The sequence below is a fragment of the Pseudomonas sp. SHLD1 genome, from assembly GCF_028640935.1.
GTDB lineage: Bacteria > Pseudomonadota > Gammaproteobacteria > Pseudomonadales > Pseudomonadaceae > Chryseomonas > Chryseomonas aestiva.
This window is the reverse complement of sequence record NZ_JAQZAD010000032.1, coordinates 183,736-207,529: the sequence shown is the minus strand read 5'-3', so window position 1 is coordinate 207,529 and position 23,794 is coordinate 183,736. Positions and strand designations below refer to the sequence as shown.

Below are 23,794 nucleotides of genomic sequence, written 5' to 3'. Positions count from 1 at the left end.
AAGCCATTACTCCGGGAAGCGGACGTAACCGTCCGGCAGGCCGCCCGCGGCCATCTGGGGACGACGCAGGGTCGGCTGGGCCGCGCGACTCGCGGCCGGGCGCGTCTGCTCGATGGCACGCTCCAGGTCCTGGACCGCACGCCCGTCGCCGGTGTGGAAGAAGCCCATCAGGCGCTGCAGCTGCTCGGCCTGACCGCTCATTTCTTCGGCGGTCGCGGCCAGCTCTTCCGAGGCCGAGGCGTTTTGCTGGGTGATCTGGTTGAGTTGCAGCATGGCGCTATTGATCTGAGTGACTCCGCTACTCTGTTCTTCGGACGCCGCGGCGATTTCCTGTACCAGATCGGAGGTCTTGCTGATGGACGGTACCATTTCGTCGAGCAGTGACCCGGCGCGCTCGGCCAGGGCCACGCTGCTCTTGGCCACGGTGCCGATTTCCTGGGCAGCGACCTGGCTGCGTTCGGCCAGCTTACGCACCTCGGCGGCCACCACGGCGAAACCCTTGCCGTGCTCGCCGGCGCGGGCCGCTTCGATGGCGGCGTTGAGCGCCAGCAGGTTGGTCTGGTAGGCGATGTCGTCGACGATGCCGATCTTCTCGGCGATGGTCTTCATGGCCACCAGCGTCTCACCCACCGCTTCGCCGCCTTCGTTGGCCTCGCGCGCGGCCTTGCCGGCCATGCCGTCGGTAACCTTGGCGTTCTCGGTGTTCTGGGCGATGGAGGCGGACATCTGTTCGACGCTGGCGCTGGTCTCCTCGACCGAGGCGGCCTGCTCGGTGCTGGCCTGGCTCATGCTCTGGGCGGTGGCGGAGATCTCTTCCGAGGCGCTGGCCAGGGCATCGGCCGACAGGCGCACGTCGCCGATGATCTGGTTCAGCTTGCCGACGGTGCCGTTGATCGACTCCTTGAGCTCCAGCAACTGCCCCTGGTAGTCACCGCGCACGGTACGGCTGAGGTCGCCCTGGGAGAGCCCGGCCATGACACCCATGGCTTCGTTGACCGGGGCGACGATGGCGTCGAGGGTGCCATTGATACCGGCGACGATACGGCGGAAATCGCCCTGGTGGGCACTGGCATCGGCGCGGGTATCGAGACGACCGGCCATGGCGGCCTGGCTCAGCTGGTTGGCGTCTTCGACCAGGCGCTGGATGTTGCCGCGGACCTGTTCGAGGTTGTCGTTGATGACCGCCTTCTGGCCGGGGAAGCGCTCCAGCGTCACCGACAGATCACCTTCACCGAAGCTCTTGACGCAGGCCATGGCCTTGGCAGAATCGCTCAGGTGGCCGGCGACCATGCCGTTGACCCCTTCGGCCATGTTGCGATACGCGCCCTGGAAGCGCTCGGCCGGGATGCGTACCACGGTTTCGCCGCGGTCGTGGGCAGCGGACATGCTGCTCATTTCGCCGATCAGGCCGCGCAGGGTGGTGACCATGTTCTGCATGGCCGCCATCAGGCTGGTCTTGTCGTCGCCGCGCAGCCTGATGTCGTCGGGCAGATCGCCAGCGGCCACGCGGCCGGCCAGGGTCGCCACGGCCGCGGGCTCACCGCCCAGCTGACGCAGCAGGTTGCGGGTGATGAAGAAGCCCAGCAGAGCCACCGCCAGCAGGGTCGCCAGGGCGATGGACAGGGCCAGCCAGGTGGCCTCGACCTTGGTCTTCTGGGCGACCTGCACGCCCTGCGTTGCCAGGGTCTGGTTGTAGGCGACGTGCTCGTCGAGGGCCTTGTTGATGGCCAGCATCACGTCGGTGCGGCTGCGCATCAGGGTCTGGGCATCGTCGTTGCGATTCTGCCGCGACAGGGCGATGACCTGGTCGCCGAGGCTGAACAGCGCATTGAAGGCGGCGCGATCGGCGGCCAGCAGCCCACGATCACGGTCGTCCGAGACCAGCGCTTCGTACTTGCCGAGATTCTGGCCGATACGCTCCTTGGCCGCGGCCAGGTCCTGCTCCACCGTGGTCATCGCCTCGGGACTGGTCGACAGCACGTGGCGATAGATGCCCACCACGTAGTCGGAGCGGCTGTCATTGACCTCGCCGAGCGCCTTGAGGCTGGGGACGGTGTTGTCGTTGCCGTAGTTGGCCGCCTGGAACACCTGGTCGATCTCGTATTGCCCGGTGCCGGCCAGCACCAGGATGCCCAATAGCGCGGACAGCACAAGCAGCAGCATTTTCTTGATGACGGTCATGTCGATGATCTCAAAAAGGCCACCCGCAGGTGGCCGTTGGATAGGGGTCAGGATTCGAAGGGGACGTAACCGTCAGGCACGCCCGAGGTACCCGTGCGCAGGGCCTTGCCCGGGACCCGGGTGGCCCGGGGCCGCGAAGCCTCCAGCGCACGCTCCAGGTCCTGCACCACCCGGCCTTCACCGGTGTTGAAGAAGCCCATCAGCCGCTGCAGCTGCTCGGCCTGGGTACTCATTTCCTCGGCGGTCGCGGCCAGCTCTTCGGACGCCGAGGCGTTCTGCTGGGTGATCTGGCTCAGCTGCAGCATGGCGCCGTTGATCTGGCTCACCCCGCTGCTCTGCTCTTCGCTGGCGGCGGCGATTTCCTGCACCAGGTCGGAGGTCTTGCTGATGGAGGGCACCATCTGGTCCAGCAGGGTGCCGGCGCGCTCGGCCAGGGCCACGCTGCTCTTGGCCACGGTGCCGATTTCTTGGGCGGCGACCTGGCTGCGTTCGGCCAGCTTGCGCACCTCGGCGGCGACCACGGCGAAGCCCTTGCCGTGCTCGCCGGCGCGGGCCGCTTCGATGGCGGCGTTGAGCGCCAGCAGGTTGGTCTGGTAGGCGATGTCGTCGACGATGCCGATCTTGTCGGCGATGGTCTTCATGGCCACCAGGGTCTCGCCGACCGCCTGACCGCCCTCGCCGGCTTCACGGGCGGCCTTGCCGGCCATGCCGTCGGTGATCTTGGCGTTCTCGGTGTTCTGGGCGATGGACGACGACATCTGCTCGACGCTGGCGCTGGTCTCCTCGACCGAGGCGGCCTGCTCGGTGCTGGCCTGGCTCATGCTCTGGGCGGTGGCGGAGATCTCTTCCGAGGCGCTGGCCAGGGAGTCGGCCGACAGGCGCACGTCGCCGATGATCTGGTTCAGCTTGCCGACGGTGCCGTTGATCGACTCCTTGAGTTCCAGCAACTGCCCCTGGTAGTCACCGCGCACGGTGCGGCTGAGGTCGCCCTGGGAAAGGCCGGCCATCACGCCCAGGGCCTCGTTGACCGGGGCGACGATGGCGTCGAGGGTGCCGTTGATGCCGGCGACGATACGGCGGAAATCGCCCTGGTGGGCGCTGGCATCGGCGCGGGTATCCAGCCGGCCGGCCATGGCCGCCTGGCTCAGCTGATTGGCGTCTTCGACCAGGCGCTGGATGTTGCCGCGGACCTGTTCGAGATTGTCGTTGATGACCGCCTTCTGCCCAGGGAAGCGCTCCAGCGCCACCGACAGATCGCCTTCGCCGAAGCGCTTGACGCAGGCCATGGCCTTGGCCGAATCGCTCAGGTGGCCGGCGACCATGGCGTTGACGCCTTCGGCCATGCCACGGAAGGTGCCCTGGAAGCGCTCCACGGGGATGCGGGCGTCGGTGTCGCCTCGATCGTGGGCGGCGGACAGCTGCACCATCTCCGCCACCAGCAGCTGGATGTTGTCGCGGACCTGTTCGAGGTTGTCGTTGATCACCGCCTTCTTGCCGGGGAAACGCTCCAGCGGCGCGGCCAGATCGCCCTCGCCGAAGCTTTTGACGCAGGTCATGGCCTTGGCAGAATCGCTCAGGTGGCCGGCGACCATGGCGTTGACGCCATCGGCGACGTTGCGGAAGGTGCCCTGGAAGCGCTCCAGCGGAATGCGCGCCTCGGTCTCGCCGCGATCGTGCTCGCTGGCCATGGTGCTCATTTCCTGCACCAGACCGCGCAGGGTCACCACCATGCGCTGCATGGCGGCCATCAGGCTGGAATCATCGCCGGGGCGCAGCTGCAGGTCGTCGGGCAGGTCGCCTGCGGCGGTGCGGTTGGCGACCTTGGCCACGTCGGCCGGCTCGCCGCCCAGCTGGCGCAGCAGGTTGCGGGTGATGAAGAAACCAAGCAGGCCGACCACCAGCAGGGTCGCCAGGGCGATGCCGATCGAGAGGACGGTGGCCTGACTCATGGTGTGGCCGGCGATCTGCGCCTGCTCGCTGCCCAGTTTCTGGTTGTAGGCGCGGTGCGCATCGAGGGTATCGCCGACATGGTCGATGATCTTGCGCTTCTCGCCGAGGATGCGTTTGACATCCTCGTCCTGGCTGGCGCGTGACAGCGGCAGCACGATGGCGACGAGATCGTTCAGTTGAGCGATCGCCTGGCGATCGTCCTGGAGCATGCGCCGATCGGTGTCGTCGGAAATGAGCGGCTCATAGTCCTTGAGCGCCTTCTCGGTCAGTTGCTGGGCCTCGGTCAGCTCCTTCTCGGCCTCACGGGTGGCCACGTCGCCATCCGCGGCCAGATGGCGGTAGATGCCGGTGATGATGTCGGCCGAGTGGGCGTCGATGGCATCGATTCCCAGAATCGAAGGGACGGTGTTGTCGTTGCCGTAATTGGCGCGCTCGTACACCTGGCTGAGTTGCTGGTAGGCGATACCAGCGAGGAGGATGATCCCCAGTAATGCGGAGAGGACCAGCAGGGACATGCGTTTGGTAACGGTCATGGACGTCTAATTCCTTGTCGGTCAGGTCAGCACGGGAGCGTGGACTGGGGCAGTGGCGCCGGTGGACGCGGCCTCGCCAATCAGGCCGGGCACGTTGAGGATCAGCGCCACGGCGCCGGTACCCAGGATGGTGAAACCGCCGAGACTGCGGTTGTGTCCGAACAGCGGGCCGAGCGGTTTGATCACGGTCTGGAATTCGCCGAGCAACTGATCGACCACCAGGCCGGCGCGCTGGCCGGCATAGCGCACCACCACCACGTTCTGTCGCCGCGGCGGCGCTTCCTCGATGGCGAACAGCTGACGCAGGCGCAGCACCGGCAGCACCTCGCCGCGCAGGTCGAGGTAGTCGTTGCCATTGGCCTGGACACTGGCTGCCTCGGTCAGCTCTATGCACTCCTCCACCGCCTCGAGGGGCACCACATAGGTGGCCTTGCCGACACCGATGAGGAAGCCATCGATGATCGCCAGGGTCAGGGGCAGGCGGATGGTCACCGTGGTGCCGCGGCCTTCCTCGCTGGTGAGGTCGACGCTGCCGCGCAGGGCGGTGATGTTCTTTTTCACCACGTCCATGCCGACGCCGCGACCGGACAGGTTGCTGATCTGCTCGGCGGTGGAGAAACCCGGCTCGAAGATCAGGTTGAACACGTCCTTGTCGGCCAGCACCTGGCCTTCGGCGATCAGGCCGCGCTCGGTCGCCTTGCGCAGGATGCGCTCGCGCGACAGGCCGCCACCGTCGTCGGTGACCTGGATGACGATGCTGCTCGCCTCGTGATAGGCGTTCAGCCCCACGGTGCCCTGGGCCGGCTTGCCGCGCGCCAGGCGCAGCTCGGCGGATTCGATGCCGTGGTCCATGGCGTTGCGGATCAGGTGGGTCAGCGGATCGCCGATCTTTTCCACCACGGTCTTGTCCAGTTCGGTCTCGCCACCGCTGATGCGCAGGGCGATGTCCTTGCCGATCTCCTTGGAGACGTCGCGGACCACGCGCTGGAAGCGATTGAAGGTGGTACCGATCTGCACCATGCGCAGGGTCAGGGCGGTGTCGCGGACCTCCTCCACCAGGCGCGACAGCACCCCGGTGGATTCCACCAGGGCCGCCAGGCCGCTCTGCTGGGCGATCAGCTGGGTCCCGGCACCGGCGATGATCAGCTCACCGATGAGGTCGATCAGCTGGTCGAGCTTGGTCGCGTCGATGCGGATCAGCTGGCCTTCGCCCGCCGGCGCGCGCTGCTCCTTGATCTTGCGCTGCTTGTTCAGGGCCGCATCCACCACCGGCGGATTGACCAGCTGGGCTTCCACCAGGGCTTCGCCGATAGGCTGGCGCGGGGTGGCCGGATCGGCCTGGCGGCGCAGCACCTCGTCCAGTTCGGTGGCGGTCAGGGTGCCGCAGCGCACCAGGATCTCGCCCAGGCGCAGGTCTTCCTCGGCCAGGTCGTCGATCAGCTGGCAGTAGTCGCTGCTGCGGCTGTGCGGCGGCAGGATGCGGATCTGGCTGTCTTCGCGGACGAATTCGAAGGCGGCCTCGATGGTCGCCTTGTCGGCGTCGCTGTCGAAGGCGACCTCGAAGCCCAGGTAGCAGGTCTCCGGATCCATGTCCGCCGCGGCCGGGATGGCATCGGTCAGAGTGACGATGTTGACGATGCGGCCAAAGCTGTTGAGGTAGCGCACGAAGGCCAGCGGGTCCATGCCGTTGCGCAGCATGTCCGGACCGAAGCGCAGCGACAGGTGCCAGTGGCCGGCGGCCACGCCGTCGACCGGTGCCACCAGGCTACGGGCCGCGGCGGCCGGCTGGGCGGCCTTGGCGCTCGGCTGCAGATAGTGCTCCAGGCGCTGCACCAGCACGGCGCCGGCGGCCTGGAAGTCGGGCTCCGGCTCGCTGCCGGACGATACCCGGGCGATCAGGCCGTTGAGGTGGTCGCAGACCTCCAGGAACAGCGCCGACAGGGTCTCGTCGAACGCCAGCTCGTTGCTGCGGATCCGGTCGAGCACGCTTTCGGCGACATGGGTGAAGGCCACCACATGGTCCAGACCGAACAGGCCGGCCGAACCCTTGATGGTGTGGGCGGCGCGGAAGATGGCATTGATCAGCTCGACATCGTCCGGCGCCTGCTCGATCTGCAGCAGCGCGGCTTCCATCTGCTGCAGCAATTCCTCGCTCTCGGCGATGAACGTCTTGAGGATCTCGTCCATGTTCATGCGGCAACACCTTCCGCGGCAGCCGCGGTAAAGAAGTCGGCAAGACCTGCCAGTTCCAGCAGTTCGGTGACGGCGGGGCTGGGGTCGACCAGTTCCAGGCTGCCGCCCAGACGCTGCGCCTCCCGGTGGGCCAGCAGCAGCAGCTGCAGACCGGCGGAGTCGAATTCATCGACCTCGGCCAGTTCCAGCGCCACGGTGACCCCGGCGGTCAGGGGCTCCATCAGCAGCGGCTTGCTGTCGGCCGCGGTGTAGATGGTCAGCGGCCCGGTGAGGGGCAGGCGGGTACGAACGACATCGTTCATGGGGGCAGCCTCCAGGGCCATCAGGGCATGATCAGCTTGGAAACCGCCGCCAGCATCTGCGCCGGCTGGAACGGCTTGACCATCCAGGCCTTGGCTCCGGCGGCCTGGCCGGCGGCCTTCTTGGCGGCATCGGATTCGGTGGTGAGCATGATCACCGGGGTGAACCTGTAGGCCGGCAGCTTCTTGGCCGCGGTGACGAAGGTGATGCCGTCCATGTTGGGCATGTTCACGTCGCTGATGATCAGGTGCACCTTGCGACCGTCCAGCTTGGTCAGGGCATCGCGGCCGTCGCAGCCTTCGATGACGTCATAGCCCGCGCTTTTCAGGGTCATGGACACCACCTGGCGGATGGAGATGGAGTCGTCGACGATCAGAATGGTCTTGTTGCTCATGACAGCTTTCCTTAAAAGAACGTGATATCGGATTCGGCAGCGGCGGCGGCCGGTCGCTTGCCGTGGTGCACGGCGACCTGCTCGGCCATGGTGTAGGTGCGGGCCAGCTCGGCGAGCCAGCCGCGGGTGTCGAGGGCCGGCAGCGGCTGACCGCTGGCGGCCAGCGCGCGACGGTCGATCACCAGGCGCTCGAGGCGCGCCTGGTCGTCACGGATGTGGCCGAGCATCTGGCTGACGCGATCCTGGAATTGCAGGGCGACCAGCACCTCGGCGATGGCGCTGCCCACGGCCGCGGCATTGTTCGCCAGGGCATCGCTGCGCTCGACCACGTCACGGGTGGTGCCGCCAAAGGTGCCGATGACCTGCTCGATGGTCTCGCCGGACTGGTTCAGGGTGCCGGTGTCGCGTTCGGCGTGGAGCTGCGACAGTTCCAGGGTGCGGGCGATGGCGCCGTTCACCGTTTCCACGGTTTCGCCGATCTTCTGCCCGGTATCGCCGGACAGGGTGGAGAGCTTGCGCACCTCGTCCGCGACCACCGCGAAGCCGCGCCCGGCTTCGCCGGCACGGGCGGCTTCGATGGCGGCATTGAGGGCCAGCAGGTTGGTCTGGCGCGCCACGTCGCCGACGTCCTTGGCCATGCTCTTGAGTTGTTCGGTCAGACCGGCGAGGCCGTTGACCTCGTCCAGCAGCGCGCCCTTGCTCGACAGCGCCTCGCGCAGCGAGTGCAGGATGCCGTCCAGCTGGTTCTGGCTGCTGGCCATGAGGTTGACCAGGCGATCGCCGCTGCCGTGATCGGCGCCGGCGACGCTGTGGATGCGGTCGGCCAGTTCGGCGAAGCGACTGGTCAGGCTGACGATTTCCTGCTCGGTGTGGGCGCGCGCCGCTTCGATCTGCTCGGACCATACCGGCAGCACCGCCACGCAGAGGGCTTCGAGGGCTTCGTCGCGACCGCTGGCCGGACTCTGGCTCACGGCGCGGTTGGCTGAGCGCTCGGCCTGGCGCGCCTGGGCGCGACGCAGCTGCCAGACGCCCAGGCCAGCGGCCAGCACCACCTGGGTGGCACTCAGGGCCAGGGTGGTCGGTGTCACGCCGCCTGCGAACAGGATCGCCCCGGTACCGCAGGCACCGAGCAATGCAGGGGTGAAGGTAAAATCCAGGAGGGAGGGCGAAGCAGGGGCGTGTTCCACAGGAATGTACCGGTCTAGACGCCAGCGAAGGCGGGAAGGTGTGACCGGGTTATCAGCTCTGGAACGCTAAACTTTAGCCACGGACGGATAACTTATTGCGATAGCATAGTGCCATCATCCGTTTCATCGCCAGTTTTTTTCAGAGTTCATCGCGCCGTTTGGCCCGTGCTAGACGGCCTGCCATGGCGCCGGCCTCCTCCAGCACCTCCCGCACATAGCCCAGATGACGACTCGCCGCCTCGCGCGCCGTTTCCGCTTCACCCGCGACGATCGCCTGATAGAGCGAGCGGTGCTGTTCCAGCAGGCGCTCGCGGGTTTCGCCCCGTTGCGCCTGCATGCCGCCGATGTTGGTCACCATGTGATGGCGCAGCAGTTCGAACAGGCTGCGGATGCTGTGCAGGTAGACGGCGTTGTGACTGGCCTCGGCGATGGCCAGGTGAAAGGCCGCATCGGCCTCGCCCTCCTCTTCCCGGGTCAGGGTCTCGCGCCGGCGGTAGCAGTCTTCCAGGCGTTCCCAGGCCAGGGTCAGCCGCGCTAGGTCCGGCTCGGTGGCGCGCTGGGCGGCGTAATAGGCACAGGCGCTTTCCAGGGTGTGGCGAAACTCCAGCAGATCGCGGCGGGTTTCCTCGCGGCTTTCCAGCAACGGCAGCAGGGGATCGGTGAAGGCACTGTTGAGCGCCTCGGTGACATAGGTGCCACCGCCCTGCCGGCTGAGCAGCAGGCCGCGCGCGATCAGCTTCTGGATGGCCTCGCGCAGCGAGGGTCGCGACACGCCGAAGCGCTCGGCCAGCACCCGCTCGGCCGGCAGGCGCTCGCCAGGTCTCAGGGAGCCCTCGGCGATCAACGCCTCCAGGTGCTTGACGATGTCGTCCGACAGACGACGTTGCTTGACCGGTTCGAACCCCATGAAAAACCTCGAAAAACGTCGCGGACAGTGACGGACGTCCACCAGCCAGGCAGTGCTGGCCGACGAAAGTCGCACATCGAGGGGTTTGACAGAGGCAAAGACCCCGCTTAACGTGCGTGAAGTCGCCCTTGTAAATTGGTCTTACCAATTTTTGCCACAGGTCGCGATCTTGTGCAACCCCGTCCCGCCGCTTCCCTACAAAAACAATCAAGGAGCACCCGATGGAAACCTGGCAACAGATCTATCTCCCCCTTGGCAGCCTGGGCCTTTCGGCCTTCGTCGCCGCCTTGCCCATTCTGTTCTTCTTCGTCGCGCTCGCCGGTCTGAGACTCAAGGGGCACGTGGCAGGCGCCATCACCCTGGCGATCGCCCTGCTCATCGCGCTGTTCGTCTATCGCATGCCGGTGGACAAGGCGCTGGCCTCGGCCGGCTACGGTTTCCTCTATGGCCTCTGGCCCATCGCCTGGATCATCGTCACGGCGGTGTTCCTCTACAAGCTGACGGTCAAGTGCGGCCAGTTCGACATCATCCGCAGCTCGGTGCTGTCCATCACCGACGATCAACGCCTGCAGGTGCTGCTGATCGGCTTCTGCTTCGGCGCCTTCCTGGAGGGTGCGGCGGGTTTCGGCGCCCCGGTGGCCATCACCGCTGCCCTGCTGGTTGGCCTGGGCCACAATCCGCTGAAGGCGGCCGGGCTCTGCCTGATCGCCAACACTGCGCCGGTGGCCTTTGGCGCCCTGGGCATCCCGACCATCGTCGCCGGCCAGGTGACCGGCATCGACGCTTTCAAGATCGGCGCCATGACCGGTCGCCAGCTGCCGCTGCTGTCGCTGCTGGTGCCGCTGTGGCTGATGTTCATGATGGACGGCATGCGCGGCCTGCGGGAAACCTGGAAGCCGGCGCTGATCTGTGGCGGCACCTTCGCCGTGTTCCAGTACCTGACCTCCAATTTCATCGGTCCGGAACTGCCCGACATCACCTCGTCGCTGGCCGCCATGATCGCCCTCACCAGCTACCTCAAGCTGCGTCAGCCGCAGCAGGCCACCGCGGGCGCCACTGCCGTGGTCGGTGGCGGCGGCGCCGCCATGCTGGGCGGCGGCGCCGGCTTCGGCAGCGGCGGCCGGCTGCCTCCGGAGCACTCCCTGGGTACCGTGATCAAGGCCTGGTCGCCGTTCCTGATCCTGACCGTGGTCGTCACGATCTGGACCACCAAGGCCTTCAAGGCGCTGTTCGCCACCGGCGGTGCCCTCTATGCCCTGGTGATCAACGTGCCGGTGCCCTACCTGGACAAGCTGGTGCTCAAGACACTGCCGATCGTGGCCACGCCGACGCCCATGCCGGCGGTCTACAAGCTCGACCTGCTGTCGGCCTCCGGCACCGCCATCCTGATCTCCGCCCTGATCTCCATGGCCATCTTCCGCATCAAGCCCGCGACCGCCCTGGGCGTGTTCAAGGAGACCCTGGTGGAGCTGCGCAAGCCGATCCTGTCGATCGGACTGGTGCTGGCCTTCGCCTTCGTCGTCAACTACTCGGGCATGTCCACCACCCTGGCCCTGCTGCTGGCCGGTACCGGCGCGCTGTTCCCCTTCTTCTCGCCGCTGCTGGGCTGGCTGGGGGTGTTCCTGACCGGTTCGGACACCTCGTCCAACGCCCTGTTCGGCTCGTTGCAGGCGACCACCGCGCACCAGATCGGCGTTTCCGACACCCTGCTAGTGGCGGCCAACAGCTCCGGCGGCGTGACCGGCAAGATGATCTCGCCGCAATCCATCGCCGTGGCCTGCGCCGCCACCGGCCTGGTGGGCAAGGAATCCGACCTGTTCCGTTTCACCGTACGGCACAGCATCGGCTTCGCCGTGCTGGTCGGCTTGATCACCCTGGCGCAAGCCTATGTGTTCACCGGCATGCTGGTGCACTGATCGTGCGGTTCCCGGCGGCGACCCCGGTCGCCGCCGGCTCTCCTTCAACCGGGCCAACCCGGAGTATCCTGATGACCGACCTCTTCCACGACGCCGCCCCCAACGCCACTCGCACCGCGCCGCCCCTGGCGCCGCCGCGGACCTATCCGCCGCAGAAACCGACCCAGGTCTATCTGTTCGGCACCTGCGTGGTGGACCTCTTCTATCCCGAAGCCGGCATGGACAGCATCCGCCTGCTGGAGCGCGAAGGCCTCCGCGTGCATTTCCCCCAGGCGCAGAGCTGCTGCGGCCAGCCCGCCTATACCTCGGGCTACACCGAGGAAGCCCGCGCCGTGGCGCGCACCCAGCTGGCGCTGTTCGCCGAGCCCTGGCCGGTGGTGGTGCCCTCCGGCTCCTGCGCCGGCATGCTGCGCCATCACTATGCCGAGCTGTTCGCCGACGAACCCGAGACCCTGCGTCAGGTAAGGGATCTAGCCGAGCGCACCTACGAACTGGCGGAATTCCTGCTGCACGTCTGCCAGGTCGACTACCAGGATCGCGGCGCCCCGACCAAGGTGGCGCTGCACACCTCCTGCAGCGCCCGCCGCGAGATGCAGACCCACCTGCACGGCCGCGCCCTGCTCGGCCAGCTGCAGGCCGTGGAGCGGGTCGACCATGACCACGAGAGCGAATGCTGCGGTTTTGGCGGCACCTTCTCGGTGAGAATGCCGGACATCTCCGGCGCCATGGTGGCGGACAAGACCCGCGCCCTGCAGGACAGCGGCGCGGCCCAGGTGCTCACCGCCGACTGCGGTTGCCTGATGAACATCAACGGCGCCCTGGAAAAGCAGCGCGCCGCCCTGCGTGGCGAACACCTGGCGAGCTTTCTCTGGCGCCGTATCGGAGGTGCAGCGTGAACGAGATGCTGAAGATCCCCCTCTCCGACGTCAGCGCGGCGCCGCCGTTCAAGACGCGGGCCCGCCAGGCCCTGGGCGACGACCAACTCCGGCGCAACTTCCGCACGGCCATGGATTCGCTGATGACCAAGCGCCTGGCCAGCATGAGCGATGCCGACGAGCGCGAGCGCCTGCGCGAACTGGGCAATCGCACTCGCGCCCGGGCGCTGTCCAAGCTGCCGGAGCTGCTGGAACGACTGGAAGCCAACCTCACACGCAATGGCGTCCAGGTGCACTGGGCCGAGACCACGGCCGAGGCCAACGCCATCGTCCAGCAGATCGCCGAGCGCCATGCGGCCAAACTGCTGATCAAGGGCAAGTCCATGGTCAGCGAAGAGATGGACATGAACCACGTCCTCGGCGCCCAGGGCATCGACTGCCTGGAATCGGACATGGGCGAGTACATCATCCAGCTCGCCGGCGAGAAGCCGTCGCACATCATCATGCCGGCCATCCACCTCAACCGGCAGCAGGTGGGCACCCTCTTCCACGAGCACCTCGCCGAGCCCTACACCACCGACGTCGACGAACTCATCCAGACCGGTCGGCGGGTGCTGCGGCAGAAATTCTTCGAGGCCGACATCGGCATCTCCGGGGTCAACTTCGCCGTGGCCGAGACCGGCACCCTGCTGCTGGTGGAAAACGAGGGCAACGGGCGGATGTCCACCACGGTACCGCCGGTGCACATCGCCGTGACCGGCATCGAGAAGGTGGTGGAGAACCTGCGCGACGTGGTGCCGCTGCTGTCGCTGCTGACCCGTTCGGCCCTGGGCCAGCCGATAACCACCTACGTCAACATGATCTCCGGGCCGCGCAAGGCCGAGGAACTGGACGGACCGCGCGAGGTGCACCTGGTGCTGCTGGACAACGGCCGCAGCCAGGCCTTCGCCGACAGCGAATTGCGCCAGACCCTCAACTGCATCCGCTGCGGCGCCTGCATGAACCACTGCCCGGTCTATACCCGCATCGGCGGCCATGCCTATGGCGAAGTCTATCCAGGCCCCATCGGCGCCATCATCACCCCGCACCTGGTCGGCCTGGAGCAGGCGCCCGACCACCCAAGCGCCTCCTCGCTGTGCGGCGCCTGCGGTGAAGTCTGCCCGGTCAAGATCCCGATTCCGGCGCTCTTGCGGCGCCTGCGCGAAGAGAACGTCAAGGCGCCCAATGCCGAGCCGCACCTGCTGCGCGGCCAGGGCAGCAAGTTCTCCGCCCGTGAGCGCTGGACCTGGCATGCCTGGCAGAATCTCTACACCTCGCCCCTGCTCTATCGCGGCTTCAGCTACCTGGCCACCCGCTTCGGCCGCTTCACCCCCGGCCAGCTCGGCCCCTGGACGGAGCATCACAGCGCGCCCAGGCCGGCATCGCGCTCGCTGCACGAACTGGCCCGCGACCACCTGGAGAAACGCCCATGAGCGCCCGCGACAACATCCTCGCCAAGCTGCGCGGCAGTCTGCAAGGCACCCAGCCGCTGGCGGACACCTTCGACGAAGCCCTGGTGACCGAACCCTGGCGCTATCCACCCGAAGAGCGCGTCGCCCGCCTGCGTACCCTGATGGAGACGGTGCATACCGAAACCCACCTGACCACCGCGGCGGATTGGCCGGCGCTGGTCGAGCGCGTCCTTGCCGAACGGGGTCTGGAGCTGTTACTGATCGCCCCCGGCACGCCTCATGGGGCGCGCCTGGTGGAGCGCTGGCAGGGCGACGGCCAGCCGCGCTGGAAGGCCTATGATCGCCCCGTGGAAGAGTGGAAGGCCGAACTGTTCAACGACACCCCGGCCAGCCTCACCGGCACCCTCGGCGCCCTGGCCTCCACTGGCAGCCTGGTGCTCTGGCCGGATCGTCAGGAACCGCGCCTGATGAGCCTGGTGCCCCCGCTGCACATCGCCCTGCTCAGGGCCAGCACCGTGGTGGACAACTTCTACGAGTTGCAGCAACAGCACCGCTGGCAGGACGGCATGCCGACCAATGCCCTGCTGATCTCCGGACCGTCCAAGACCGCCGACATCGAGCAGGTACTGGCCTATGGCGCCCACGGGCCCAAGGATCTGGTGGTGCTGATCGTCGAGGACGAATGAGGGTTGTGGTCCCCCTCACCCCAACCCTCTCCCTCAGGGAGAGGGGGCAGTTAACCCGCGTGGAAAACGCTACGCGGTTTTCCACCCTACGGCGGGGGCATGCGTAGGGTGGACAACGGCGCAGCCTTGTCCACGAATTCGTTCTTCCGCGCGCAGCCGAGCCCAACAATCCGGCCTCACTCCACCTGGCTGATCCGCTGCGGATCCGGCCAGAACAACGCCGCCTGCCCCAACCGCTGTCCGTCGACATCGAGCAGATTCCAGACCACGCCGGCATGGATCCGGAAGGCCTCTCCCGCCTTGTCGACCCGCCAGCCCTCATAGCCCGTGGCATAACCCTGGTGCCCCACCGCCTCCATCAGGCGCTGACGCTCGTCCCGGTCCTTGGGTGAGGCGCTGAACCTTGAGGGCATGCCGATGAATTCGGCGCGCGGATAGCCGAAGCAGCTCAGCGCCTGGCCGTTGGCGTAGCAGAACAGCGGATCGCCTTCGGTACCGTGCGCCAGCAGGGCATAGGGTGCCCGCTCATGCAGCCAGGCAGGGACGTCGGCCTCAGGTAATCCTGCGGGACGCGGCAGCGGCTGGCCGAGCCAGTGACGGTAGGAGGCTTCCAGCAGCGGAAGCAGACTGAGATCGGTCGCGGACAAGGCGGCGGCTCCTGGGTGGTGGGATCCACGCATTCAAGAGCAAGCCGGCGGGCTTGGGAAGCCCAGGCCCACCGCAGCAGGACGCTGCGGTGGCCAAGGCGGCGCGGTCTACTTCACCGCGGAGAGGTCGATGCGCACCACGCTTTCCGGCGCGGTGTTCATGTATTCCTTGTCGAAGGGCGTCTTCACCGTCGCATACAGTGTCTGGCCATCCGGACTGACCAGCAGGCTGTTGGGATTGGGCTTGAGGTCGTAGGCCTTCTTCTCGGCGTAGGTGCTGGCGTCGAGGATCAGCAACCGACCGGTCTCGCGCTGGGTGATGTACAGCTCGTTGCGGGTGGTGTTGAGCTTGATGGCCAGGGCGTCGCCCACCGGCAGGCGCTTGATCACCTTGCCGCTGCGAATATCGAAGACCAGCACGGTCTTGGCTTCGGAGTTGTCGGTCACGAACAGCTGGTGGTTCGCGCGATCCTCGGCCAGGTTCAGCAAGAGGTACTTGCCGCCATCGCCCGGCGTCCAGCGGTGCTCGATCTTGCGGGTGCGCGGATTGATCACCAGCACTTCGCCGCTGCCGTTGGCCGCATAGAGGCGCCCGGTGTCCTCGGAGTACAGCAGGCCGGTCACCCACTTGCCGGCATTGGGAATGCGCGCCTTGAGGGTCAGGGTCTTGGCGTCCACCACCCAGATCACGCCCGGATCGCCGACCCCGCCGACGTACAGCAAGCCGTCGTGGAGAATGACCTGGCGCGGATTGACCGGATGGCCGTCACGGCCCATCTCGTTGAATTTCAGCCGCTTCTCCACCTTGCCGGTGCGCAGGTCGATACGGCTGAGGCCGCCGTCCAGGGAGTTGGTGACGAACAGCGTCTCGCCACTGGCATCGGTGGTCAGGGCGAAGTTCTTCAGATCGGTGTGGATCTGGCCGGTGATCGCGAGGGTGGCCGGATCCAGCTGATAGATCACCCCACCGGTGACGCCCTTGGTCAACTGGGCGGTCGCTGCATAGACCGACTGCTTGGCCGGGCTGTAGGCCAGCTCATAGACGCCGTAGCCCAGTTCGATGCGCTTGAGTTCGGCCGGTGCCTGGGGCGCGGCGGGTTGCGCGGCGACGGGCGCCGGCGCGGGTGGCGGTGGCGTCGGTGCCTCCGGGCGATTGGAACAGGCTGCCACTGCCAGGGACAGCAGCGCCATGGCGCCCAGCGTCGAGACCTTGTTGAAAGACACCGCCATTTGCTTCTCCTAGGGACGAGGTGCGAGGGATCGAATTGATCCTGGAATGATAAACGTTCGCACTATGCCCAAGGCGCAAAGGTCAGACAAGACCGAAAGAGTTCAAACTCCTATCGGGTGCCGGTCGCCAGCCTCTGCCCGGCCGCTCTGTTCCAAGGCTTTCAGCCGGCCCTGGCGATCCAGGCGAAAGCGCGCGAAATCCTCGGCCAGCTGCAGGTTGCCGCGGTAACAGGCCGCGGCTTCCTGGCGCAGGTCGTCGATGGACGGCGAACGCCCCGCCTCGGCCTGGTAGCGCGGACTGAAATGGGTGAGCAGCAGGGCCGGCAGCGCCTGCGCCTCGGCGAAACGGGCGACACCCGCCGCGCTGCTGTGGCCCCAGCTCTGCCCGGTCTTGTCGATCTGCGCCTGGGCATAGGTGGCTTCATGGACCAGCAGCTGAGCGCCCCGGCAGGCCTCCGTCAGCAAGGCGGGCGCGTCGTTGTCCCCCGCCACCACCAGCCGTCGTTCGCCATGGGCCGCCTGCAGGAAGTCGGCGCTGCGCAGCAGGCGGCCTTCGTGCAGCACATCCTCGCCGCCATGCAGCCGGCCCCACAGCGGGCCACGCGGTACCCCGGCCGCCGCCAGGGCCGCGGGATCGAGGCGCTGCGGTCGGTGGGTTTCGCGGAAGCGAAAAGCGTGACTGGGCACCCGGTGGGAAAGCGCGAAGGCGTCGATATCCCAGGCCCCGACGGAGACGCCCGCGAAGTCTTCCAGGGCGTGGAAGCGCAGTTCGAAGGGCAGGTGCAGCGCGGTCAGCGCCTGGGTGGCGGCGAGCCAGTCCGCTACCGCCTGGGGCGCGATCAGCACCAACGGCTGGCTGCGTCCGGTCATGGCGGCGCTGGCCAACAGCCCCGGCAGGCCATAGCAGTGGTCGCCATGGACATGGGTGATGCAGATGGCGCGCAGATCCGCGGCCGACAAGGGGGTACGCAGCAGCTGGTGCTGGGTCGCCTCGCCGCAATCGACGAGAAACCAGTCTTTGCCCTGGTCCTCGATCAGGGCCAGGGCCGAGACATTGCGCCGCCGAGTGGGCACCCCGGCCGAGGTGCCGAGAAACAGGAGGTCCATGGGGGCTCCGGGCAAAAGCTCAGTCTAGCGCGGCCGCCCCACTGTCGCCCGGGCAACAGTGGCCAGGCACCCCTGCTGCTGGCCAGGCAGCCCGGGCCCCGCAAACCCCGAGAAAACGGCCTTTCAGGCCCTGGCAGCGCTCTTGCAAAGCCTCTGGCGTCGACCTTTCAATCGCCGAGGATCACCATGAATCTGCCCGCCCGCCATCTGCCGCCCAGCCCTGCGCCCAGCCCCGACTACGAACAACTGGCCGCCCGCTTCCGTCCGCTCTTTGCGCGCATCGCCGAAGGCGCCCTGGAACGCGAACGCAACCGCACCCTGCCCTATGCGCCCGTCGCCTGGCTCAAGGACGCCGGCTTCGGCGCCGTGCGGGTGCCGGTGGAATTCGGCGGCAGCGGCGCCAGCCTGCCGCAACTGGTTCGGCTGCTGATCGAGCTGGCGGCCGCCGACAGCAATCTGCCCCAGGCCCTGCGCGGCCACTTCGCCTTTGTCGAGGACCGCCTCAACGCCCATGCCAGCACCTCCCAGCGGGTCTGGTTCGAGCGCTTCGTCGCCGGCGACCTGGTGGGCAACGCCTGGACCGAGATCGGCACGGTCAAGCTCGGCGAGGTCATCACCCGGGTCAGCCAGCGGGACTGCGAATGGCGCCTCAACGGCACCAAGTACTACAGCACCGGCAGCCTGTTCGCCGACTGGATCGACGTCTACGCCCAGCGCGACGACACCGGCGGCGACGTCATCGCCGCCATCCGCACCGACCAGCCGGGCGTGCGCCAGTCCGACGACTGGGACGGCTTCGGCCAGCGCACCACCGCCAGCGGCACCTCGGTGTTCGAAGACGTGCGGGTGGCGCCCGAGAATCTCATCGACTTCGCCACCCGCTTCAAGTACCAGACCGCCTTCTATCAGCTGGTGCTGCTGGCCGTGATCACCGGCAGCGGCCAGGCCGCCGCGCGCGATTTCGCCGGCGAAGTGCGCGGGCGCACGCGGGTCTACAGCCATGGCAATGCCAGCGCGGCCAGTGCCGATCCCCAGGTGCAGCAGGTGGTGGGCAAGGCCTCGGCCTTCGTCTATGCCGCCGAAGCCGCGACCCTGGCCGCCGCCGCGGCGGCCCAGGCCGCCTTCGAGGCCCGCTATGCCGGGGATGCCGCCGCCGAGCACAGGGCCAACGTGGCGGCGGAGCTGGAATCGGCCCAGGCGCAGTCGGCGGTCGCCGAGCTGGTGCTGCGGGCCACCAGTGACCTGTTCAATGCCTTGGGCGCGTCGGCCACCAGCACCCGCAAGGGGCTCGATCGACACTGGCGCAACGCCCGTACCGCCGCCTCGCACAATCCGCTGATCTACAAGGAGCGCATCGTCGGCGCCTGGGCGATCGACGGCAGCGAACCGCCCTTCGTCTGGCAGATCGGCGGCGGCAGCAAGCAGGGCTGACCACCAGAATGCACAACGGCAACCCTGGGGTTGCCGTTGTGCATTCAGCGCGCCGGATCAGTTCGACAGCTGGCGGGCGAAACGCCCCACGGCGCCGACCACTCGCTGGGCGCCATCCTGGATCTCCACGATCACCTGGCCGGCCTGCCCCGCCAGTTCCAGGCCCTGCTCGGCCTGGCGCCGACCGTTCTCGATCACCGTCACCGCCTCGCCGGCCAGTTGCTGGTTTTGCTGCACCACTCCGACGATCTCCTCGGTCGCCTTGCTGGTGCGCGAGGCCAATTGCCTGACCTCATCGGCCACCACGGCGAAACCACGACCCTGCTCACCGGCCCGGGCCGCCTCGATGGCCGCGTTGAGCGCCAGCAGGTTGGTCTGTTCGGCGATGCCGCTGATGGTCTTGATGATGGTCCCGATCACCTGGGACTGGTTGTCCAGCGCCTCGATGCCCTTCACCGCTTCCTGCATCTGGGTGGCCAGGGCGCGCATCACTTCCACCGTCTGCTGCGCCACCGCCGCGCCTTTGCGGGCCGTGTCGTCGGTATGCTGGGAGGTCTCGAAGGCCACGCTGGCGGCTTCGGACACTGCCTGCTCCTGCTGGACCTGGTCGGTGATCACGGTGGCGAACTTGACCACCTTGTACAGCCGGTCATGGGCATCGATCACCGGGTTGTAGGAGGCTTCCAGCCAGACATCGCGGCCATGGGCATCCAGGCGCTTGAAGCGATCCACGACGAATTCGCCGCGACGCAGGCGCGCCCAGAATTGCTCGTAGGCCTCGGAATTGGCTTCGGCCGGCTCGCAGAACAGCCGGTGGTGCTTGCCCTTGATCTGCGCCAGGGAATAACCCATGGCCTGCAGGAATCTGTCGTTGGCATCGAGCACCTCGCCCTGGAGGTTGAATTCGATGACGGCCGTGGAACGGCGCAGCGCCTTGAGCAGGCTTTCGTGCTCGCGCGAGGTCTCGATGGTTCGCGTCAGGTTGTTGCAGAACAGTCGGAAGCGCGTCACCTGGCCCTGGCTGTCATGGAAGGGGTGCAGGATGCCGCGCAACCAGGCTTCCTGACCGTCGCCACGCAAGAGATGCAGGGCACCGCTGTAGGGCTCGCCGCGGCTCAGGGCCTGCTGCAGTCGGCGGCTGTATTCCTGGTTGCGGACGTGCGCCGGAATGAGGTCCGCCAGGGGGCGTCCCAGCACATCTGCGGCGCGCACGCCCATCTCCTTTTCGAAGTTGGCGTTCACCGCGGAGATGCACCCGCGGCCATCCAGTTCCAGGCCCAGCATTTCCACGTCGAGCTCGGCCTTCAGCCGCTTGAAGGAGTCCACCTGCTCGCGGAGGCGCTGCAGTTCTTGTTTTAGGCCTTTGTTGAACATGACACGCCCCTGGTTGGGAGATTAGGTTACCGCTGTATCGACCGGGATTAGTCAGGCCTTTAATGCCGTCAGCAGGACAGTGACCAGATGTCCGGAATGCAAGATGGATGGCGGCGGGCCATTAACTAATAACAAAAAAATATTTCAACTCAGGGTTTGGCCGGCATTACGTTCTAACGCTTGTCTGCTCTCTCCATTGCAAGAGTCCCCCATGTCCGATTCCCTGCTGGACCCCCTCCCTCCCCTGCTGGAGCGCTTCGCTGCCACCGCGGCGGAACGTGATCGTAAGGGCGGCACGCCCAAGGCCGAGCGCGATGCCCTGCGCCAGAGCGGTCTCCTGGCACTGAGCATTCCTACGGAACTGGGCGGCCTCGGCGCCTCTTGGGAACAGACGCTGGAGGCGGTGCGGCGACTGGCCCGGGTCGACAGCTCCCTGGCCCACGTCTTCGGCTTCCATCACCTGCTGCTGGCCACCGCCCAGCTGTTCGGCCAGCCCGCGCAGTGGCGACCCTGGCTGGAGGGCACCGCGCGCGATGGTCTGTTCTGGGGCAATGCCCTCAATCCCCTGGATCGCCGTACCCTCGCCCGCCGCAGCGGCGATGCCTGGCAGGTGGATGGCCAGAAGAGCTTTTGTAGTGGCGCCCTGGATTCGGATCTGTTGCTGCTTTCCGCGCTGGAAAACGATGACAGCGGACGCCTGCTGATCGCCGTGGTACCCACCGGCCGTGCCGGCATCCAGCTGTTCGACGACTGGGACAACAACGGCCAGCGTCAGACCGACAGCGGCAGCGCGCGCTTCGACGGCGTACGGGTCGAACAACAGGAATGGCTGCTCGATCCCGGTCCGCTGAGCACCCCCTTCGCCTGCCTGCGGCCGCTGCTGGCCCAGCTGATCTTCGCCAACATCTTTCTCGGCCTGGCCGAAGGCGCCTTTGCCGAGGCGCGCCGCTACACCACCACCCAGGCGCGTCCCTGGTTCAAGTCCCCCGCCGCCAGCGCCAGCGAAGACCCCTACATCCTGCGCCACTACGGAGAATTCTGGGTGGCCCTGGAGAGCAGCCGGCTGCTGGTGGAGCGCGCCAACGGCGCCTTCGCCCAGGCCTGGCAGCAGGGCCCCGCGCTGACCGCCGCGGCACGGGGCGAACTGGCCATCGCCATCGCCACGGCCAAGGTCGCCGCCAGTCGTCACGGTCTCGATCTCGCCAGCCGTCTGTTCGAGGTGGGCGGGGCCCGCGCCACCGCCGGCGCGCTGCGCCTGGATCGCTACTGGCGCAACCTGCGCACCCAGACCCTGCACGATCCGGTCGATTACAAGCTGCACGAGCTGGGCGACTGGGCCCTCAACGACACCCTGCCCACCCCCAGTTTCTACTCCTGAGGAGCCCGCGATGACCCTGCTGACCCTGACGCGCACACCCGAGGTGCCCCGCTACCGGGCAACGGCCCAGGTGTTCGCCGATCCCAAGTCGCGCGACCTGCTCGCCCACCTGGAAAAGATCGCCCCGAGCGACGCCAGCGTGCTGGTGATCGGCGAAACCGGTACCGGCAAGGAACTGATCGCCCGGCATATCCATGCGCTCAGTCACCGCCATGCCGGCCCCTTCGTCGCCGTCAATTGCGGCGCCTTCGCCGAGAGCCTGGTCGAGGCGGAGTTGTTCGGTCATGAAAAGGGCGCCTTCACCGGCGCCCTGGCCGCGCGCGCCGGCTGGTTCGAGGAGGCCAACGGCGGCACCCTGTTTCTCGACGAGATCGGCGACCTGCCGCTGTCGGTGCAGGTGAAGCTGCTGCGCGTCCTGCAGGAGCGCGAGGTGGTGCGGCTCGGCTCTCGCCGCAGCGTGCCGCTGAACGTGCGGATCATCGCCGCCACCAATGTCCCGCTGGAGCGGGCGGTGGCCGAAGGCACCTTTCGCGAAGACCTCTGGTACCGCCTCAATGTGGTCAGCCTGCCGCTGTTGCCGCTGCGCCAGCGCCAGGGCGATATCCTGCCGCTGGCCCGGCACTTCCTCCACGCCTATGCCCAGGCGCCGGTCGCCCTGACCCCGGCGGCGGAGCGACGCCTGCTGGAGCACCCCTGGCCGGGCAATATCCGCGAACTGGAAAACACTCTGCAGCACGCCCTGCTGCTCAAGCCCCAGGGCCTGCTGGATGCCGGTGACCTGTCGTTCGTCCAGCGTCCCAGCCTGGTCCCGGCGGCGCCGCACCCGACCGAGGCGGCACCGGTGGACAGCCTGCTGACCGACGCCTTCGCCCAGTTGTTCGAAGAGCAACCGGAGGCCCTGCACGAGCGCGTCGAAGATGCCCTGGTCCGCGCCGCCTACCGCTTCTGCCATCGCAACCAGGTCCACACCGCCCGCCTGCTGGGGCTGAGCCGCAACGTCACCCGTGCCCACCTGATCCGTATCGGCGAGCTGGTGGTCAATCACCGTCGGCCGCTCGCGCCCCGGCCGGAACGCGAGGTCCGCTTCTCCATCTGAAGGGTGTCCTACCCGACGGGGTACCGACAGACCATGGAGCGCCTTACACTGGAGTTTTGCTCCGCGAGGCCTCCGCATGACCGCCCGTACCCTGCTGCACCGCCATCCCGCCCGGCGTGACGACATCGGCGACCTCCAGACACGCCGGCCGCTACCCGGCCCCGGCCTGCCCCATCTGGACCCCTTCCTGTTCCTCAATCACCACGGTCCCCAGGTCTATCCGCCGCACAATGCCGGTCTGCCCTTTGGTCCTCATCCCCATCGCGGCTTCGAGACGGTGACCTTCATCCTCTCCGGTTCGCTCGCCCACCGCGACAGCGGCGGCCATGAGAGCGTCATCGAAGCCGGGGGCATCCAGTGGATGACCGCGGGCAGCGGCCTGGTGCATGCCGAGCTGTCGCCCGCCGCCTTCAAGCGCGATGGTGGTGACCTGGAGATCCTGCAGCTGTGGGTCAATCTTCCCGCCCGCCTCAAGTTCACGCCGCCGGCCTACCACGGCGTTTCCGCCGCGGACCTGCCCCTGATCGAGGCCGATAGCGGCCGGGTACGCCTGCACCTGGCATCGGGTAGCCATGAGGGTATCCAGGGCGCCGTGGCCACCCCGACACCCATCACCCTGATGACCGTCGAGATCGCCCCGGGTGGCCGCGTTACCCTGCCCGCCCCGGCCGGCAACTCGGTGTTCTGCTATGGCGTACGCGGCACCGTGCAGATCGCCGGCCAGGACGAAGCGCCATGGCAGCTGTTCGAATTCGCCGATGACGGCGACCACATCGACGTCTCCAGCCGCGACGGCGCCGTGCTGCTCTATGGCCATGCGGCGCCCTTCGCCGAGCCCATCGTCGCCCACGGCCCCTTCGTGATGAACAGCGCCGAAGAAATCCGTCAGGCGATCCGCGACTACCAGGCCGGCCTGTTCGGTGACGTACCGGAGTAAGTCGCCCCGCCAGGACGCCGC

16 protein-coding genes and 6 pseudogenes are annotated in these 23,794 nt (G+C 67.3%); 8 read left to right on the top strand and 14 right to left on the bottom strand.

Annotated features, from left to right (window positions below):
* Positions 1-6 precede the first annotated feature (6 nt).
* The 9 genes and pseudogenes from PVZ77_RS26215 to PVZ77_RS21790 all read right to left on the bottom strand — a co-directional run bounded on the left by PVZ77_RS26215 (position 7) and on the right by PVZ77_RS21790 (position 9,645).
* Entirely contained in the window at positions 7-939 is a 933-nt protein-coding gene (locus PVZ77_RS26215) for a methyl-accepting chemotaxis protein (RefSeq protein ID WP_443218130.1), read from the bottom strand.
* Positions 931-2,181, bottom strand: a pseudogene (locus tag PVZ77_RS26210) (MCP four helix bundle domain-containing protein); the annotation flags it as partial. The pseudogene PVZ77_RS26210 and the gene PVZ77_RS26215, both read right to left, overlap by 9 nt.
* Before the next feature lie 47 nt (positions 2,182-2,228).
* A pseudogene (locus PVZ77_RS26205) lies at positions 2,229-3,086 on the bottom strand (methyl-accepting chemotaxis protein); the annotation flags it as partial.
* A gap of 57 nt (positions 3,087-3,143) precedes the next feature.
* Positions 3,144-4,664, bottom strand: a pseudogene (locus tag PVZ77_RS26200) (MCP four helix bundle domain-containing protein); the annotation flags it as partial.
* Positions 4,665-4,685: 21 nt separating this feature from the next.
* Positions 4,686-6,857, bottom strand: a complete 2,172-nt coding sequence (locus PVZ77_RS21810; protein WP_273809524.1) for a chemotaxis protein CheA — start codon at positions 6,855-6,857, stop codon at positions 4,686-4,688.
* Positions 6,854-7,159 carry an STAS domain-containing protein gene (locus PVZ77_RS21805; protein WP_058792877.1) on the bottom strand — a complete coding sequence of 102 codons (306 nt, stop codon included), beginning with the start codon at positions 7,157-7,159 and terminating at the stop codon, positions 6,854-6,856. The genes PVZ77_RS21810 and PVZ77_RS21805 overlap by 4 nt, the downstream gene beginning before the upstream one ends.
* A gap of 20 nt (positions 7,160-7,179) precedes the next feature.
* Positions 7,180-7,551 carry a response regulator gene (locus tag PVZ77_RS21800; RefSeq protein ID WP_133859381.1) on the bottom strand — a complete coding sequence of 124 codons (372 nt, stop codon included), beginning with the start codon at positions 7,549-7,551 and terminating at the stop codon, positions 7,180-7,182.
* An 11-nt stretch (positions 7,552-7,562) separates the two neighbouring features.
* Positions 7,563-8,168 (bottom strand): annotated as a pseudogene (locus PVZ77_RS26195) (methyl-accepting chemotaxis protein); the annotation flags it as partial.
* A gap of 709 nt (positions 8,169-8,877) precedes the next feature.
* Positions 8,878-9,645, bottom strand: a complete 768-nt coding sequence (locus PVZ77_RS21790) for an FCD domain-containing protein (protein ID WP_187979011.1) — start codon at positions 9,643-9,645, stop codon at positions 8,878-8,880.
* A 221-nt stretch (positions 9,646-9,866) separates the two neighbouring features.
* Here PVZ77_RS21790 and PVZ77_RS21785 point away from each other — a divergent pair, with 221 nt between their 5' ends.
* The 4 genes from PVZ77_RS21785 (at position 9,867) to PVZ77_RS21770 (ending at position 14,573) form a co-directional block, all read left to right on the top strand.
* Entirely contained in the window at positions 9,867-11,561 is a 1,695-nt protein-coding gene (locus PVZ77_RS21785) for a lactate permease LctP family transporter (RefSeq protein WP_273809517.1), read from the top strand.
* 71 nt (positions 11,562-11,632) lie between these two features.
* Complete coding sequence (locus PVZ77_RS21780; RefSeq protein ID WP_273809516.1) at positions 11,633-12,457, top strand: (Fe-S)-binding protein; 825 nt, start codon at positions 11,633-11,635, stop codon at positions 12,455-12,457.
* Between the two features lie 5 nt (positions 12,458-12,462).
* Positions 12,463-13,908, top strand: coding sequence for a LutB/LldF family L-lactate oxidation iron-sulfur protein (locus tag PVZ77_RS21775; RefSeq protein ID WP_273809652.1), 1,446 nt, complete (start codon positions 12,463-12,465; stop codon positions 13,906-13,908).
* Positions 13,905-14,573: a LutC/YkgG family protein gene (locus PVZ77_RS21770; protein WP_273809515.1), complete on the top strand. Its 669-nt coding sequence runs from the start codon at positions 13,905-13,907 to the stop codon at positions 14,571-14,573. The genes PVZ77_RS21775 and PVZ77_RS21770 overlap by 4 nt, the downstream gene beginning before the upstream one ends.
* Before the next feature lie 176 nt (positions 14,574-14,749).
* Here PVZ77_RS21770 and PVZ77_RS21765 read toward each other — a convergent pair whose 3' ends face one another.
* The 3 genes from PVZ77_RS21765 to PVZ77_RS21755 form a co-directional block, all read right to left on the bottom strand.
* A complete protein-coding gene (locus PVZ77_RS21765; protein ID WP_273809514.1) occupies positions 14,750-15,220 on the bottom strand; it encodes an MEKHLA domain-containing protein in 471 nt (156 codons plus the stop codon).
* 108 nt (positions 15,221-15,328) lie between these two features.
* A complete protein-coding gene (locus tag PVZ77_RS21760; RefSeq protein WP_273809512.1) occupies positions 15,329-16,450 on the bottom strand; it encodes a YncE family protein in 1,122 nt (373 codons plus the stop codon).
* A gap of 102 nt (positions 16,451-16,552) precedes the next feature.
* Positions 16,553-17,557, bottom strand: a complete 1,005-nt coding sequence (locus tag PVZ77_RS21755; protein ID WP_273809511.1) for a ribonuclease Z — start codon at positions 17,555-17,557, stop codon at positions 16,553-16,555.
* A 186-nt stretch (positions 17,558-17,743) separates the two neighbouring features.
* Between PVZ77_RS21755 and PVZ77_RS21750 the strand changes: the two genes are divergently transcribed.
* Entirely contained in the window at positions 17,744-18,988 is a 1,245-nt protein-coding gene (locus PVZ77_RS21750) for an acyl-CoA dehydrogenase family protein (protein WP_273809509.1), read from the top strand.
* A 57-nt stretch (positions 18,989-19,045) separates the two neighbouring features.
* On the opposite strand, the pseudogene PVZ77_RS26190 reads toward PVZ77_RS21750, so the two are convergent.
* Positions 19,046-19,441: pseudogene (locus PVZ77_RS26190) on the bottom strand (methyl-accepting chemotaxis protein); the annotation flags it as partial.
* Positions 19,442-19,585: 144 nt separating this feature from the next.
* A pseudogene (locus PVZ77_RS26185) lies at positions 19,586-20,272 on the bottom strand (PAS domain-containing protein); the annotation flags it as partial.
* Positions 20,273-20,558: 286 nt separating this feature from the next.
* Between PVZ77_RS26185 and PVZ77_RS21740 the strand changes: the two are divergent.
* The 3 genes from PVZ77_RS21740 to PVZ77_RS21730 all read left to right on the top strand — a co-directional run bounded on the left by PVZ77_RS21740 (position 20,559) and on the right by PVZ77_RS21730 (position 23,773).
* Positions 20,559-21,740 carry an acyl-CoA dehydrogenase family protein gene (locus tag PVZ77_RS21740; protein ID WP_443218068.1) on the top strand — a complete coding sequence of 394 codons (1,182 nt, stop codon included), beginning with the start codon at positions 20,559-20,561 and terminating at the stop codon, positions 21,738-21,740.
* A 10-nt stretch (positions 21,741-21,750) separates the two neighbouring features.
* The gene (locus PVZ77_RS21735; RefSeq protein ID WP_273809505.1) at positions 21,751-22,836 is read left to right on the top strand and encodes a sigma-54 interaction domain-containing protein; all 1,086 of its coding nucleotides are present in this window, start codon (positions 21,751-21,753) and stop codon (positions 22,834-22,836) included.
* Positions 22,837-22,912: 76 nt separating this feature from the next.
* On the top strand, positions 22,913-23,773 hold the full coding sequence (locus PVZ77_RS21730; protein WP_108581949.1) for a pirin family protein: 861 nt from the start codon (positions 22,913-22,915) through the stop codon (positions 23,771-23,773).
* Positions 23,774-23,794: the final 21 nt, after the last annotated feature.